This window comes from Pseudomonas sp. p1(2021b) (assembly GCF_020151015.1).
GTDB classification, from domain to species: Bacteria; Pseudomonadota; Gammaproteobacteria; order Pseudomonadales; family Pseudomonadaceae; genus Aquipseudomonas; species Aquipseudomonas putida_K.
The window spans coordinates 1,632,149-1,647,628 of the sequence record NZ_CP083746.1 but is presented as its reverse complement, the minus strand read 5'-3'; the positions used below and the strand labels follow the sequence as shown (position 1 = coordinate 1,647,628).

The window sequence follows — 15,480 nt, the reverse complement described above, 5'->3', positions numbered from 1 at the left end:
GCGAGGCACATCTGAGCCTGACGACTTACTTACCTCATCGCCCCGGCTCCAGGGCCTACAGGCGAAGCCCCGGCAATCTGGTAAACTACCGCCTCTTTTCCCTGACACTACCGTGCCGCGAGCGGCCATTACACATGCGCCCCGCCGCAATCGGTACGGAAACACCTAGCCAAATGCTCCCAGAATCAACCACCAAGCCCGCCGCTACACGCACTGAGCCCTCCCGCCGCTTCAGCGTTGCACCGATGATGGACTGGACCGACCGCCACTGCCGGTTCTTCCTGCGCCTGCTCTCCAAGCACACGCTGCTCTACACCGAGATGGTCACCACCGGCGCGCTGCTGCACAACGACGCCCAGCGTTTCCTGCGCCATGACGTGTCCGAGCACCCGCTGGCCCTGCAATTGGGCGGCAGTGTGCCGGGGGAGTTGGCGGCCTGTGCGCGGCTGGCCGAGGAGGCAGGCTACGACGAGGTCAACCTCAATGTCGGCTGCCCCAGCGACCGGGTGCAGAACAACATGATCGGTGCCTGCCTGATGGGCCACCCGGCGCTGGTGGCTGATTGCGTCAAGGCCATGCGTGATGCGGTGGGCATTCCGGTCACGGTCAAGCACCGCATCGGCATCAATGGCCGCGACAGCTATGCCGAGCTGTGCGACTTCGTCGGCCAGGTGCGTGATGCCGGTTGCCGCAGCTTCACCGTGCATGCGCGCATCGCCATCCTCGAAGGTCTGTCACCCAAGGAGAACCGCGAGATCCCGCCGCTGCGCTATGACGTGGCGGCGCAGCTGAAGGCCGATTTCCCGGACCTGGAGCTGGTGCTCAACGGCGGTATCAAGACGCTGGAGGAATGCCACGCGCACCTTGAAACCTTCGATGGGGTGATGCTGGGCCGCGAGGCGTACCACAACCCGTACCTGCTGGCCGAAGTGGACCAGCAGCTGTTCGGCAGCGATGCGCCGATCGTCAGCCGCAGCGACGCGATGGCGCAGTTGCGTCCCTATATCGTCGCGCACATGCAAAGCGGCGGCGCCATCCATCACATCACCCGCCACATCCTCGGGCTGGGCCAGGGCTTCCCGGGGGCGCGGCGCTTCCGCCAGCTGCTGTCGGCGGACATCCACAAGGCCCAGGACCCACTGGTCGTGCTCGACCAGGCCGCCGAGCTGCTGCAGGGCCGCTGACGGAACCCCGGGCGCGCTTTCGACTCGAACCTTCATTCCCTCGCCCGACCTGCCCCGCCGGCCCTTGAGTGGCTGTCGGGGCTCGGGTAATGTCGAGTCATTGCACAGGACAGAGCACGCCCATGACCTCCAAGCTGGAACAACTCAAGCAGTTCACCACCGTGGTCGCCGACACCGGGGACCTGGACGCCATCACCCGCCTCAAACCGGTCGATGCCACCACCAACCCGTCCCTGTTGCTCAAGGCCGCGGCAATTCCCGGTTACGCGGACCTGCTCAAGCAGGTGAAGGGCGATGCCAAGGGCAATGTCGACCTGGCCTGCGACAAGTTCGCCGTGGCAGTGGGTTCGGGCATCCTCAAAGTCATCCCAGGGCGCATCTCCACTGAAGTGGATGCGCGCCTGTCGTTCGACGAACCTGCCCTGCTGGCCAAGGCCCGCCAGTTGATCGAGCTGTACGAAAAGGCCGGCGTTCCGCGTGACCGCGTGCTGATCAAGCTGGCCTCCACCTGGGAAGGCATCCGCGCCGCCGAGAAGCTGGAAAAGGAAGGTATCCAGACCAACCTGACCCTGCTGTTCTCCTTCGCTCAGGCCCAGGCCTGCGCCGACGCCGGGGTGTTCCTGATCTCGCCGTTCGTGGGCCGCATCTACGACTGGTACAAGAAGAGCACCGGCAAAGAATACGTCGGCGCCGAAGACCCAGGCGTGCAGTCGGTGACGCGCATCTACAACTACTACAAGGCCAATGGCTACGACACCGTGGTCATGGGCGCGAGCTTCCGCAACATCGGCCAGATCGAGCAGCTGGCCGGCTGCGACCGCCTGACCATCAGCCCCGAACTGCTGCAACAGCTGAGCGACGACCAGGGCCAACTGCCCCGCGTACTCCAGCCAGGCAAGTCCGGTGAAACCAAGCAGCACTTGAGCGAAAGCCAGTTCCGCTGGGCGATGAACGAGGATGCCATGGGCACCGAGAAGCTGGCCGAAGGTATTCGCCAATTCGCCCGGGACCAAGAGAAGCTCGAAGCGCTGATGGCTGAAAAGGCCTGATACAAATCTGGCTTGCCCGGCGGGCGGGAAATGCCGAGCATTTTCCGCCCGTTTTCGTTGGGAGAGGCTGCTACCGCGCTTTCTCCATGAAACGACCGACGCAATCGCGGGGTAAGCCCGCTTCCACAGGGCTGGCACCAACCTTGTGGGAGCGGGCTTGCCCCGCGATTGGATAGAGCAGACACCACAGGATCAATGGCAATCGACGCTCCGCTCCCCCTCGTGCTCGCCGGCCCCGTACTGCGCCGCCTGGAACCCCAGCGCCTGGCCATCTGGCTGGTCGCCACGCAACCGCTTCGCCCTGAATTCGCCCTCGATTGCCCAAGCATCACGACCAACCTGCATTGCGAGGTGGTGCCGATCGGTACGCATGCGTTCGTGCACCTGCTGGACATCCGTTTCGACCAGCCGCTGCCGTGCAACCTGGCGATCGGATACGACCTGCTGCTGGGCGACGCCCAAGGTATCGCCAGCTGGGCGCCGCACCTGCTCTACCCAGGCCAGCAACGGCCGGATTTCGTGCTGCGCGAGCGCGTCGACCAGTTGCTTCACGGCTCCTGCCGCAAGCCCCATCACCCGGCTGCCGATGGCCTGCTCTGCGCCGACCGCTTGCTGGAACAGTGCCGGCAGCCCCAGGAGCGCCCCGCGCTGCTGCTGATGAGTGGCGACCAGGTGTATGCCGACGATGTCGCAGGGCCCATGTTGCGGGCCATCCATGGGCTCGTGGCGCGCCTGGGCCTGTTCCAGGAAACCCTTGAAGGCGCCCTGGTCAAGGACAGCGCCGAGCTGTATCGCCACCCGGCCTGCTACTACCACCGCGCCGACCTGCTGCCCGCCCAGGAGAGCAACGAGACCTTGCGCGAACGCTTCTTCGGGGGGAAGCGCAAGCCGATCTTCTCCAGCAGCAACGCCGACAATCACCTGGTGACCTTCGCCGAAGTCATGGCCATGTACCTGCTGGTCTGGTCGCCAACACCCTGGCAGCTGGTGCGCCTGGACATGCCCGCAGGCCTCACCGACAAGCGCCAGGCCCGCTACCGCCAAGAGCTGCCGCTGATCGAAGCGTTTGCGGCAGGCCTCGGCCAGGTGGCGCGGGTCATGGCCCACCTGCCGTGCCTGATGATCTTCGATGACCACGACATCACCGATGACTGGAACCTGTCGGCGCAATGGGAAGAAACCGCCTATGGCCACCCCTTCTCCCGCCGGATCATCGGCAATGCACTGCTGGGCTACCTGCTCTGCCAGGGCTGGGGCAACGACCCGGATAGCTGCCAGCCACTGCTCGAGCGCAGCAAGGCCCTGGGCGAACAGGCCCTGCAAGGGCACCTGGACCACCCGGCCCAGGATGCACTGATCGGCCAGCTACTGCGCTTCCAGGGCTGGCAGTTCAACCTGCCCACCACCCCGCCGCTGCTGGTGCTCGACACGCGCACCCGCCGTTGGCGCAGTGAGAGCAGCCTGAAGAAACCCTCCGGCTTGCTGGACTGGGAAGCCCTGAGCGAACTGCAGCAGGCGCTGCTCGATCATCCCTCGGCGATCATCGTGTCCCCGGCGCCGATCTTCGGCGTGAAGCTGATCGAGACAGTGCAGCGCGTATTCAGCTGGCTGGGCCACCCGCTGCTGGTGGATGCCGAGAACTGGATGGCCCACCGGGGGGCGGCCCAGGTGATCCTCAACATCTTCCGCCACTCGCGCACGCCAGGACATTACGTGATCCTTTCGGGTGACGTGCATTACTCGTTCGTCTATGAAGTGCTGATCCGTCATCGCCAGCGCAGCCCGCACCTCTGGCAGATCACCAGCAGCGGTATCAAGAACCAGTTCCCCGAGCGCCTGCTGGACGTACTCGACCGCTTGAACCGCTGGCTCTACGCGCCCCGCTCGCCGCTCAACTGGTTCACCAAACGCCGGCAGATGGAGGTGGTGCCGCGCACGCCCAGCCGCAGCCAGGCGGGGGAGCGGCTGTGGAATGGCGCAGGGCTGGGGCAGGTATGGTTCGATGAGCAGGGGCGGCCAGCGCGGGTGTTTCAGTTGAGTGCCAATGGGGATGAGGCGACGGAGTTTACGCGGCCAGCGTGACTGTGGCTGGTGGGTTTGTGCGGTCTTTACTGACCGCTTCGCGGGTAAACCCCACAGGGATAGTCTGGTCCCGTCCACCTTGAAGCGTGTGTGGCTCCCCTGGGAGCGGGTTTACCCGCGAAAGCGTCGGGACAGGCGACGGATCAGGTCCGCTCCAGGGCATTCACCAGGTCATGGAATGCCTCGCGGTTGGAGTCGTTCAGGCCCATGAGGATCTTGTGTGCCTCCAGCACCTTCGAGCGCACCACATCCTCGTTCTGGTCCTGGGATGGCAGGTCGGTCAGGCACTCCGGGCACGGCACCGGGCGGTCGACGATGTTGAACACCTGGTCGAAGCCCATCGATTGCAGCAACCGGGAAATGTCCGGGTTGGTGGTGACCACGGTCGGCAACAGCCCGACCTTCTGCCGGGACAGGATGGACAGCTTGGCCAGCAGGCCAAGGGTGGTGCTGTCGATGCTCTCGGTCTCGGTCAGGTCGATGACGATGGCCGAGAAGTTCAGCGCAGTGAAGATCTTTTCGATCGTCGCATCCAGCGCCGAGCACAGGGTCAGGCGCACTTCACCGACAAACTTCAGGACGAAGGTCCCGCTCTGCTCGGCGAACTGGATTCTACCGGTACTCATTCAAGGTTCCTGCTCAACACCAATAGGGCGATATCATCCGGCATCTCCCCAAGCGTAGCCAATTCGAATCGTTGGCGCAGCCCGTCCAGGCTGCCCCCTGCGTCCTTGACGATTTCCGGCAAGGTCGCTTCCTTATCTTTGAGTGTATCCCCTGGCAAAAGGTCCAGAATGCCATCGGACATCAGGCTCAGGCTGAAGCTCGGCGGCAGCTCCAGCACCTGGTCCTGGTAGCTGGCCTCTTCGAACAGCCCCACCGGCAGGCCTCGGCCCTCCAGGTAGCGGGCCTGGCCCGGGGTATAGAGCACCGGCAGCGGCAAATGGCCGCCGACGCTGTAGGTCATCAACCCGGTGTCCTCGTCGATCACCCCGCCGACCATGGTCACATGCTTGCCCAGCTTGCAGTTGATCAGCCCACGGTTGATGTGGCTGAGCACCTGCGAAGGCTTGAACTCGCGCATCCTGTTGCTGCGCTTGAATTCGAACAACAGCCGGGTGGTCATGAACTTGAGCAGCACCGTGACGAACGCCGACGAGGCGCCATGACCGGACACGTCCGCCAGGTAGAAGGCGATGCGCCGCTCATCCACGCGGAAGTAGTCGGCAAAGTCGCCCGACAGGTACAGCGACGGAATGATCTGGTGCTCGAACGACAGGTCACCGGCCACCCACGGGCTTTCCGGCAGCATGTTCATCTGCACCTGGCGACCGGCGTTCTGGTCCTCCTGCAGCAGGTGCAGGCTGGCTTCCAGCTCACGGTTGGCCGCCTCGAGCTTGTCCCGGTAGCGCTGGTTCTCGAGCACCAGGCGCGAGCGGTCGAGGGCGCGACGCACCGAATGCTCGAGCACGGCGAGGTCTTCCAGGGGCTTGATCAGGTAGTCGGCGGCGCCCAGGCGCAAGGCCTCGACCGCATCGTTCATGACACCCGCGCCGGAGACCACGATCACCGGCAATTGCGGTGCGCGCTCGCTGACCCGACGGATCAGCTCGAGGCCGCCCATTTGCGGCATGCGCAAATCGCAGATCACGAGGTCGGGCTGGTGTTCTTCGAAGACCTGGAGCCCCTGCTGGCCATTGCTGGCCTGGAGGACGCTGAAGCCACTGTCTTCCAGATAGGCGGCGAGGCTGGCACGGACCACGTCGTCGTCATCGATGATCAGCAGCGTTGCACTGGTTTTCTGCATGTGGGCGAACGGCGCCGGATTGGGTTGGTGTAGCGGCGTCGGCAAGGTGGCCGCGGCGCTACTGGAATACTGTGTGGCATCACTCTACTTGAGTTGTAGGACAAGAAAACAAGCCCGGCAACTTGCAGAGGTACCCTGTAAGGCGCAGACGGTACTCCCATCCGCCAGGCGTTTCAAGCATGCAAGGGTCGAGTTGCCTGCACCGTTATAAGGCAAATGACCGGAAGTTATAAGAAAGCGACCCGATGCGATCCGAATGGTTGGAAGCCAGGCGTAAGCAGTGCCGTTTCATGGCCATCGCGGGGCTTGGAATGGGCGCCCTTCCTGTAGGAGCGGGCTTGCCCCGCGATGGGCTGCATAGCAGCCCCACGCCACGAACTCACTGATTGAACGGCCCTGAACCGCCACCAGGCAGCACTGCGACTCAGCGAATCAGAAGTCGTCTTCGACTTCGCCATCCTTGACGCGGAACTCACGGTTCTGCAGGTAGGCATTGCGGATGAAGACGTACTTGTCGCCGCTGATCAGCTTCTCTGCCGACAGCAGGTCGGCGCGGGTGTCGATCACGTCCAGGGCGAAGATCGAGTTACGGGTCGGCACGTGGTCGATGTAGCGGTAAGGCCGGGTGTAGGTGTCCGGGTACTTGGCCAGGCCATCGCGCACGGTACTTGGGCCAAGGAACGGAATGACCACGTACGGGCCGCTGCCCACGCCCCAGTAGCCCAGGGTCTGGCCGAAGTCCTCGTCGTTGCGCTGCAGCCCCATCTTGGTGCCGACATCGAAGAAGCCACCGAGGCCGAAGGTGGTGTTGACGATCAGGCGCGCGGTATCGACGCCGGCGGCGTGCGGCTTGAGCTGCAGCACATCGTTCACTAGGTTGGTGACATCGCCCAGGTTGCGGAAGATGTTGTGGATGCCATCTTCGAGGAATTGCGGGGTGACCGCCTGGTAGCCCTTGGCCAACGGCTTGAGGGCATAGGTGTCGAGGGTATCGTTGAACTTGAAGATCGGTCGGTTGACCGCCTCCCAGGGATCCTCCTCGGTGGCCGCCTGGGTGGCTGCCACAGGCGCCAGCAACAAGCTGGCGCAGACACAGGCCTGGGTGACTCGCTCGAGCACACCGGCACCGATCCTACGCATAGATGTTTCTCCATCGGATTTCACGGCCGCAACGCCCCGCTGGGCGCTGCGTAACTAAGACGCCAGTATAAATGCTGATTGGCTGATAAACAGCCTTACACATTTTTATTCAAGATTATGTGAACAACTGTTGCAGTGTCATCCCGCGGTAACACAGCCGACCTAGCCTGCGGGCTATTTCAGGGACGTTGCCATGCTCGATGCATCCGACTTCACCGCCGTGCTCTTCGGACTGCGCGGTTGCCTGGTCCAACCCATGGGCGGCGCCGCCCAGCCCTTGCCGGGCGCCCTCGACACCCTGTCCAACCTGCAGCGCCAGCGCGTACCCTGTATCTGGCTCGACGACGTAAGCTCAAGCCAAGGCAAGCGCCTGGCCGCCGTGCTGCCAGATTGGCTGCCCGGGCATCTGGTCAACGGCTGCCCCTTGCCGGCACCGAATGCCTGCTGGCAGGCGCTGATGGCTCTGCAAAGCGAACGCCTGGAGGGCTGCGTGCTGGTCAGCGGCCAACCACGCCTGTTGCAGGCGGGCCTCAACGCCGGGTTGTGGACGGTCGGCCTGGCCAGTGGCAGCCCTGAGTGCGACCCCAGCTCCAGCCAGTGGCAGGCCATGACCGAGCAGGAACGGGAACTGGCGCGTGGCAAGGCGACCCTGGCATTGTTCGGCCTGGGCGTGCACTCGGTGATCGACCACCTGGAGGCCTTGGACACCTGTCTTGCCGATATCGCCCTGCGCCGGCGCAAGGGTGAAAAACCCTGATACGGCCTCGTTGACGCGGATCATGCAAAGCGCCCGCCGGTGGATTACGCTTGAAGGCAGGCCAGAACCTTTGCCCCGTTGCGAAGGTCCATGCCTTGCCAAGCCATAGAGGGAGAACACCCAATGCCTGCCCGCGAACTGCAAGAGCAACTCGAGAGCCTGCGCGAGCAACTGGAACGCAACCCGCCGCTCTCGCTGGAAGAGCGCGAGCATCTGCATGCACTGATGCAGCAGATCGAAGCCCAGATCAAACTGGAGGAAGCCACCCAGGACACCAACCTGGTCGATGGTGTCAACTCGGCCGTCGAGCGCTTCGAAGCAGACCACCCCGACCTGACCGCCATCCTGCGCAATATCGCCAACAGCCTGCACAGCATGGGGATCTGATCCTTCATCTGTCCTGGGGCCGCACAGCGGCCCCCGCTTACTGACGAACCAGCCGCTGGTTGCTCGGGCTGATCGCCCCGGTGCTGCGGTACGGGTTGATGTCCAGGCCGCCACGGCGCACATAGCGTGCATATACGGTCAAATGCTCCGGCTTGAGCAGGCGCAGCAAGTCCAGGTAGATGCGCTCGACACACTGCTCATGGAAGTCGGCATGCTGGCGGAAGCTCACCAGGTAGCTCAGCAGGCTGGCATGGTCCAGGGCCAGGCCCTTGTATTGCACCACCACGCTTCCCCAGTCCGGCTGGCCGGTCACCGGGCAGTTGGACTTGAGCAAGTGGCTGTGAACGGTTTCCTCGACCACACGCTGTGCGTCGCAGTGCAGCAGCTCCGGCTGGGGCTGTTCGTAGTTGCTGATGCTTACATCCAGGGCATCGATGCACTGGCCAGGCAGGGCGACCACGCCCTGGGCCTCGACTTCACCCAGACTGCGAACCCGAACGCCCACCGGCTTGCCGGCAGCGGCGGACAGGTCCTTCTCCAGGCAGGCCTGCAGCTCGCCGACCGAGGCAAATGTCGTCTGGTTCAGCGAGTTGAGGTACAGCTTGAACGACTTGGACTCAATGATGTTCGGCGAGTCGGCTGGGATAGCGAATTCGCCAATGGCCACCACCGGCTTGCCCGAAGGCAGCAGCCAGGACAGCTCGAAGCAGTTCCAGTAGTCCACGCCCTGCCAGGGCAAGGTCTGGGCCGTGACACCCAGCTCGGCCCACTTGGCCGTACGCGGGATGGGGAACAGCAGCGAAGGGGTGTAGGTGGCGATGTACTCGCTGGACTTACCCAGCGGGGAATGTTCGGCGGCGGGATGCATGGACCTGACCTGGATACGGAAGTTTCGAATGGCCCTAGTCTACCGTTTTTAACGCCTGCCTTGGCACTGGCGTCGCCCGGTGGCCCCACCAGGCCGACCAAGCGCGGCTGGCCGCTGGCTGACAGCCGCATTACAACGCCGTCAGCTTCGCCCGGCAGGCCCTGGGTCACGTATCATCTGCCGGTACTCACTGCCCTCACCTTCCAGCACAAGGGACACCATGAAACTGCTGATCGTCGAAGACCAGGCCAAGACCGGCCAGTACCTGTGCCAGGGCCTGAGCGAAGCGGGCTTCGCCACGGAGCTGGCCAGCGATGGGGACACCGGCCAGCACCTGGCCCTGAGCGGCGAGCATGACCTGTTGATCCTCGATGTGATGCTGCCGGGACGCAATGGCTGGCAGATCCTCCAGGCCGTCCGCCAGGCCGGCCTGGATACGCCGGTGCTGTTCCTCACCGCACGCGATGCCGTCGAAGACCGGGTGCATGGCCTGGAACTGGGCGCCGACGACTACCTGGTCAAGCCTTTCGCCTTCTCCGAGCTGCTGGCGCGTGTTCGTACCCTGTTGCGCCGCGGCACCAGCCCCAACCAGGACACCACACTGGGCCTGGCCGACCTGCGCCTGGACCTGATCCGCCGCCGCGCCGACCGCGACGGGCAACGTATCGACCTGACCGCCAAGGAGTTCGCCCTGCTCGAACTGCTGCTGCGTCGCCAGGGCGAAGTGCTGCCCAAGTCGCTGATCGCCTCGCAGGTATGGGACATGAATTTCGACAGCGACACCAATGTCATCGAAGTGGCGATCCGTCGCCTGCGCCTGAAGATCGACGACGGCCATGCCAACAAGCTGATCCACACCGTGCGTGGCATGGGCTACGTGCTCGAGGAGCGCCAGGACTGATGCGTCGCCTGTCCCTTGGCGGGCGCCTGGCCCTGCTGTTCGCTGCCTGCACCGCAGCCGTTTCGCTGACCGCCGGGCTGCTGTTCAGCCGGGCCAGCGAACGGCACTTCATCGAGCTGGACCAGCAATTGCTCGGCAGCCGCCTGTCCCTGATGCGCGCGCTGCTCGACGGCGTGACCAGCCCCGACGCGCTGGCGCAACGGCTGCCGGCGCTGCGCAACGAGCTGAGCCACCAGGCCGACCTGGCCCTGCGCATTCGTGGCGCCGATGGCGTGGTGTGGTACGACAGCCGCACCGACCTGCCCGAGCCCCCCCGCCACTCGGGCCTGGCGACCCTGCATGCAGACGGCATCGACTACCGCAGCCTGTCGACCCGCCTGGACGAGCAAAACCCAAGCGCAGGGCAACTGACCCTGTTCCTCGACATCACCCATCACCAGCATTTTTTGCAAGGCATGCAGCGCCTGATCTGGCTGACGGTGGGCCTGTCGGCCCTGGCCACTGCCCTGCTCGGCGCCTGGGCTGCGCGCCGTGGGCTACGCCCCCTGCGGCAGATGGGCGAAGTGGCCGCCAGCGTCAACGCACGCTCCCTCACCACCCGCCTGCCGGTGGCGCAGATGCCCGAGGAGCTGGCGGAGCTGGCCGACACGGTCAATGCCATGCTGCAGCGGCTGGACGATGCCTTCCAGCGCCTCTCGGCGTTTTCCGCCGACATCGCCCACGAACTGCGCACGCCCCTGTCCAACCTGCTGACCCATACCCAGGTCACCCTCACCCGCCCGCGCAGCCTCGAGGAGTACCGCGAAGCGCTGCACGGCAATCTGGAAGAGCTGCAATGGATGGCGCAACTGGTCAACGACATGCTGTACCTGGCCAAGGCCGACCATGGCCTGCTCATGCCCAACCGCGAAGCCCTGGACCTGGACCAGGAGCTGGATGCCCTGCTCGAGTACTATGCGCCCTTGGCCGAGGACGCCGAGGTGCAGGTGCGGCGTGAGGGCCAGGCGAGGCTCGAAGGCGACCGGCACATGCTGCGCCGAGCGCTGTCCAACCTGCTCGACAACGCGCTGCGCTTCACGCCACAAGGCGGAGAAATCCGTGTGACGCTGGTGCCCGGCACACAGATCACCGTCGCCAATACGGGCCCTGCGATCGCACCGGCCATGCTGCCGCGCCTGTTCGACCGCTTCTACCGCGCCGACCCCGCGCGCCGGGAAGGCAGCAGCGAGCATGCGGGGCTGGGCCTGGCGATCACCCGTTCGATCATCCAGGCACATGGTGGGACCATTCGCGCCGAGTGCATGGAAGGTTGGACGCGGTTTGTCATCGAGCTACCCGAATAGAGGCCTCTGCGCGCCCTGGAACGTCACTCGTAACGCAACGCCATCGCCGGCTCCACCTGGGACGCCCGGTACGCCGGGTAGATCGTCGCCAGGAAGCTCATCACCAGCCCCGCCGTGCAGATGATCGCCACGTCGCCCCACTGCAGTTCCGACGGCAGGCTGCTGATGAAGTACACGTCGGAGGTGAAGATGTGCTGCCCGCTGACCCGTTCCAGCCAGCCGACGATCTGGCTGACGTTGAACGCGGCGACCACGCCCAGCACACCGCCGACCAGGGTGCCGACGATACCGATCAAGGAACCCTGGACCATGAAGGTCCCCATGATCTGCGCTGGTGTGGCGCCGATGGTACGCAGAATGGCGATGTCCGACCCCTTGTCGTTCACCACCATCACCAGGGTGGCGATGATGTTGAAGGCCGCCACGGCGATGATCATCATCAGCAGCAGGCCGATCATGGTCTTTTCCATCTTCATGGCACTGAACAGGCTGCCCTGGGTGTGGGACCAATCATCGGCGCGGTAGGCATCGCCCAGGCCTGCGGCGATCGCCTTGGATACCTGCGGCGCGGCATACAGGTCGTGCAGCTTCAGGCGCACGCCCTGCACGCTGCCCGGCGCCCAGCGCTGCATCTCACCGGCATCGGCCACGTGTATATAAGCCTGCGAGCCATCCAGCTCGGCCCCCACCTTGAAGATGCCGACCACAGTCAGGCGTTGCATGCGCGGCGTGATACCCCCCGGCGCCTTGCTGATCTCAGGAACGATCAGGGTCAGCTTGTCACCGGTATTGAGGCGGAAACGCCGGGCCGTCAGCTCGCCGATCACCACGCCATACTCGCCCGGCACCAGGTCCTGCAACCGCCCCTGGACGATATGCTGGCCGACAATGGAGACCTTGCCCTCCTCGGCCGGGTCGATACCGCTGACCTGGATCGGCTGCATAGCGCCCTTATAAGACAGCATGCCTTCCATTTCGGTCAGCGGTGCGGCGGCCATCACCGCCGGGTTCTTCAGCGCGCTATCGGCGACCTTGCGCCAGTCGTCCAACGGCTGCACGCCGAGGATGCTGGCATGGGGCACCAGGCCGAGGATGCGCGAGCTCATTTCGCGCTGGAAGCCGTTCATCACCGAGAGCACCACGATCATCGCCAGCACGCCCAGGGACAGGCCGATCATCGAGGTCATGGAGATGAACGAGATGAAATGGTTGCGGCGCTTGGCACGGGTGTAGCGGGCACCGATGAACAAGGGCAAGGGTCTGAACATGTACGAGAACACCCAATGAAAAAGAGTTACGCAGCGGCTCCTGCCGCCGCGTGCGAGCGGCTCAGATCGGCACCAGGTGGCCGTCTTCCAGGCGCAGGACCCGGTCCATCTGGCGTGCCAGGTTGAGGTCGTGGGTCACCACCAGGAAGGCTGTCTGGGACGAATTGGACAACTCCTGCATCAACTCCTGGATACCCTGGGCGGTATGGTGGTCGAGGTTGCCGGTGGGCTCGTCGAGCATCACCAGGCCCGGGCGATTGACCAGGGCACGGGCGATCGCCACGCGCTGGCGCTCACCGCCGGACAGCTCGGCCGGCTTGTGGTTCAGGCGATGGCCCAGGCCCACCCGCTTGAGCAGCGCCTCGGCACGCTCGCGGGCCTCCGGGATCGGCGTACGGCCGATCAGCAGCGGCATGCAGGCGTTCTCCAGGGCAGTGAACTCCGGCAGCAGGTGGTGGAACTGGTACACGAAGCCCAAGGCGCGGTTGCGCAGCAGGCCACGGGCGCGCTCGCCGAGGGCCGACAGCTCCTCGCCGGCCAGCCAGACACTGCCCTGGGTCGGCGTGTCGAGGCCGCCCAACAGGTTGAGCAAGGTGCTCTTGCCGGAGCCGGAACTGCCGACGATGGCCACCCGCTCACCGGCGTGCAGCTCCAGGTTCAAGCCCGACAGCACCTGCACCGACTCCGGGCCTTCCTCGTAGGACTTGCCCAGGTTGCGGCAACTCAGTACGGCTTTATCACTCATGCGCGACTCACTCATAACGTAGCGCCTCTGCAGGCTGGGTGCGGGCCGCACGCCAGGCCGGGTACAGGGTGGCGAAGAAACTCAGGACCAGCGCCGCACCACAGACCATGTACACGTCCTGGGCCTGGATCTGCGACGGCAGGTAATCGATGAAATACACATCGGCATTCAGGAACTTGTGCCCGATCAGCGTCTCGATGCCGGCGATCACCGCACTGACATTGAGCGCCGCGAAGATCCCGACCACGGCGCCGATCAGGGTGCCGACCACGCCGATCACCGTGCCCTGGACCATGAAGATGGCCATGATCTGCGCCGGGGTGGCGCCCAGGGTACGCAGGATGGCGATGTCGCCCCGCTTGTCGTTGACCACCATCACCAGGGTGGAAATGATGTTGAACGCCGCCACCGCCACGATCAGCAGCAACAGCAAACCGATCATGGCCTTCTCCATGCGGATCGCCTGGTACAGGTTGCCGTGGGTGCGGGTCCAGTCGCGGGCATAGAATTCCTGCTCGCCCAGGTTCTGGGCGATGTTCCAGGCCACCCGCGGGGCCTGGAACAGGTCATCGAACTTCAGCCGCAGGCCCTGGACCTGGTCGGCCTTCCAGCGGTGCAGGCGCGACAGGTCGTTGATGTTGGTCAGGCCCAGGTAGCCGTCGATCTCACCGGCGCCGACATGGAAGGTGCCGACCACGGTGAAGCGCTTCATGCGCGGGAACATGCCGGCCGGGGTCACGCTGACCTCCGGGGCGACGAAGGTCAGCTTGTCGCCGATGCCCACGCCCAGCTTGGCCGCGGCCTTGTCGCCGATCATGATGCCCCACTCGCCCGGCGCCAGCTTGTCGAGGCTGCCATCGCGGATGAAGTTGTCGATGATCGACACCTCGCGCTCGCGCGCAGGGTCGATGCCGTTGAGCAGCACCTTCTGCACCTTGCCGTCATGGGTCAGCAACCCTTGCATCTGGGTGAAGGGCGCCACCGCAAGCACTTGCGGATTCTGCTTTACTTGTTGGGCGAGGGCCGGCCAGTCGTCCAGCGGCTGGCCGCTTTCCAGCGTGGCGTGAGGGATCATGCCCAGCACGCGGGTACGCATCTCGTGGTCGAAACCGTTCATGACCGACAGCACCACGATCATCACCACCACGCCAAGGGCGAGGCCGATCATCGAAGTCAGCGAAATGAACGAGACGAAGTGGTTGCGACGCTTGGCACGGGTATAACGCGTACCGATGAATACGAAAAGAGGTCTGAACATGTCGGGGCTTGTTCGGATGAAAGGGAACGTCCTTGTGGCAGGGCGCCTGCAGCGGCTTTACACTCGGACCACCGCCGTAACCATGGGTTCGCCATGACGACACTAGACGAAGAAGATCGCCGCGAATACTACCGCATCGAAGACAGTATCGCACTTGAAATCAGCCCCCTGGGCGCGGCCGAAGCCCTGGAAACAGACCTGTTGCAAGATGCTTCACCGCTGTTCAACCTGCTCAGCGAACTGCACCTTGCCGACTTCGAATCCCAGCACCTGATGCGCCAGCTCAGCGAAAAGGACCGCACCCTGGCGGCATTCCTGCGGGTGCAGAACAAACGCCTCGACCTGCTCAGCGCAGTGATGGCCCAAACCCTGCTGGGCGAAATCGGGCAACCGCAGCCGGTCATTCTCTCCGAAGGCGGCATCGAGTTCGCCCAGGCGACCCCACTCGCCACCGATACCCGCGTGGCCGTGAAGATGGTGCTGATGCCCCGCGCCCTGGGCCTGTTGCTGCGTGCCCGGGTCACCCACTGCGACCGGCGCCCGGACGGCCATTACGAGGTCGGCACCGTATTCATCGACATGACCGACGCCCAGCGCCAGCTGCTGGCCCGCTACATCCTGCAGCGCCAGCAACAACAGCGGCGCCAGGCGCTGGAACAGAACGACCCCGCCTCCTGAGCCTATTCACTCT

General features: G+C 64.5%; 15 protein-coding genes. 8 read left to right on the top strand and 7 right to left on the bottom strand.

Features of this window, described 5'->3' with window-relative positions:
• Window positions 1-173: 173 nt before the first annotated feature.
• The 3 genes from dusA (at window position 174) to K8374_RS07640 (ending at window position 4,315) form a co-directional block, all read left to right on the top strand.
• Window positions 174-1,184 carry a tRNA dihydrouridine(20/20a) synthase DusA gene (gene dusA / locus K8374_RS07650; RefSeq protein WP_224458524.1) on the top strand — a complete coding sequence of 337 codons (1,011 nt, stop codon included), beginning with the start codon at window positions 174-176 and terminating at the stop codon, window positions 1,182-1,184.
• Window positions 1,185-1,306: 122 nt separating this feature from the next.
• Window positions 1,307-2,233 carry a transaldolase gene (tal, locus tag K8374_RS07645; RefSeq protein WP_224458523.1) on the top strand — a complete coding sequence of 309 codons (927 nt, stop codon included), beginning with the start codon at window positions 1,307-1,309 and terminating at the stop codon, window positions 2,231-2,233.
• 195 nt (window positions 2,234-2,428) lie between these two features.
• Window positions 2,429-4,315, top strand: a complete 1,887-nt coding sequence (locus tag K8374_RS07640; protein ID WP_224458522.1) for an alkaline phosphatase D family protein — start codon at window positions 2,429-2,431, stop codon at window positions 4,313-4,315.
• Window positions 4,316-4,458: 143 nt separating this feature from the next.
• Here the strand turns inward: K8374_RS07640 and rssC are convergent, their stop codons facing one another.
• The 3 genes from rssC to K8374_RS07625 all read right to left on the bottom strand — a co-directional run bounded on the left by rssC (window position 4,459) and on the right by K8374_RS07625 (window position 7,262).
• Entirely contained in the window at window positions 4,459-4,941 is a 483-nt protein-coding gene (rssC, locus tag K8374_RS07635; RefSeq protein WP_016394629.1) for an anti-sigma factor antagonist RssC, read from the bottom strand.
• The gene (rssB, locus tag K8374_RS07630) at window positions 4,938-6,122 is read right to left on the bottom strand and encodes a two-component system response regulator RssB (RefSeq protein WP_224458521.1); all 1,185 of its coding nucleotides are present in this window, start codon (window positions 6,120-6,122) and stop codon (window positions 4,938-4,940) included. Before rssB ends, rssC begins: the two co-directional genes overlap by 4 nt.
• Before the next feature lie 432 nt (window positions 6,123-6,554).
• Entirely contained in the window at window positions 6,555-7,262 is a 708-nt protein-coding gene (locus K8374_RS07625) for a VacJ family lipoprotein (protein WP_224458520.1), read from the bottom strand.
• 193 nt (window positions 7,263-7,455) lie between these two features.
• Here K8374_RS07625 and K8374_RS07620 point away from each other — a divergent pair, with 193 nt between their 5' ends.
• Window positions 7,456-8,019, top strand: a complete 564-nt coding sequence (locus K8374_RS07620) for a phosphonoacetaldehyde phosphonohydrolase-related protein (protein WP_224458519.1) — start codon at window positions 7,456-7,458, stop codon at window positions 8,017-8,019.
• Window positions 8,020-8,142: 123 nt separating this feature from the next.
• Window positions 8,143-8,406: a DUF4404 family protein gene (locus K8374_RS07615; RefSeq protein ID WP_084858169.1), complete on the top strand. Its 264-nt coding sequence runs from the start codon at window positions 8,143-8,145 to the stop codon at window positions 8,404-8,406.
• 37 nt (window positions 8,407-8,443) lie between these two features.
• Here the strand turns inward: K8374_RS07615 and queF are convergent, their stop codons facing one another.
• On the bottom strand, window positions 8,444-9,274 hold the full coding sequence (queF, locus tag K8374_RS07610; protein WP_224458518.1) for an NADPH-dependent 7-cyano-7-deazaguanine reductase QueF: 831 nt from the start codon (window positions 9,272-9,274) through the stop codon (window positions 8,444-8,446).
• 220 nt (window positions 9,275-9,494) lie between these two features.
• On the opposite strand from queF, the gene K8374_RS07605 reads away from it, so the two are divergent.
• Both K8374_RS07605 and K8374_RS07600 read left to right on the top strand, forming a co-directional pair.
• Window positions 9,495-10,175: a heavy metal response regulator transcription factor gene (locus tag K8374_RS07605; protein ID WP_224458517.1), complete on the top strand. Its 681-nt coding sequence runs from the start codon at window positions 9,495-9,497 to the stop codon at window positions 10,173-10,175.
• Window positions 10,172-11,518 carry a heavy metal sensor histidine kinase gene (locus tag K8374_RS07600; RefSeq protein WP_224459290.1) on the top strand — a complete coding sequence of 449 codons (1,347 nt, stop codon included), beginning with the start codon at window positions 10,172-10,174 and terminating at the stop codon, window positions 11,516-11,518. The genes K8374_RS07605 and K8374_RS07600 overlap by 4 nt, the downstream gene beginning before the upstream one ends.
• Window positions 11,519-11,541: 23 nt before the next feature.
• On the opposite strand, the gene K8374_RS07595 is transcribed toward K8374_RS07600, so the two are convergent.
• The 3 genes from K8374_RS07595 to K8374_RS07585 all read right to left on the bottom strand — a co-directional run bounded on the left by K8374_RS07595 (window position 11,542) and on the right by K8374_RS07585 (window position 14,789).
• On the bottom strand, window positions 11,542-12,786 hold the full coding sequence (locus K8374_RS07595; protein ID WP_224458516.1) for a lipoprotein-releasing ABC transporter permease subunit: 1,245 nt from the start codon (window positions 12,784-12,786) through the stop codon (window positions 11,542-11,544).
• Between the two features lie 61 nt (window positions 12,787-12,847).
• Window positions 12,848-13,531 (bottom strand): lipoprotein-releasing ABC transporter ATP-binding protein LolD, encoded by a 684-nt coding sequence (gene lolD / locus K8374_RS07590; protein WP_224458515.1) that lies wholly within the window; start codon window positions 13,529-13,531, stop codon window positions 12,848-12,850.
• 7 nt (window positions 13,532-13,538) lie between these two features.
• Window positions 13,539-14,789: a lipoprotein-releasing ABC transporter permease subunit gene (locus tag K8374_RS07585; RefSeq protein WP_224458514.1), complete on the bottom strand. Its 1,251-nt coding sequence runs from the start codon at window positions 14,787-14,789 to the stop codon at window positions 13,539-13,541.
• 93 nt (window positions 14,790-14,882) lie between these two features.
• Here K8374_RS07585 and K8374_RS07580 point away from each other — a divergent pair, with 93 nt between their 5' ends.
• Entirely contained in the window at window positions 14,883-15,467 is a 585-nt protein-coding gene (locus tag K8374_RS07580; protein WP_224458513.1) for a PilZ domain-containing protein, read from the top strand.
• The last annotated feature ends 13 nt before the right edge of the window (window positions 15,468-15,480 follow it).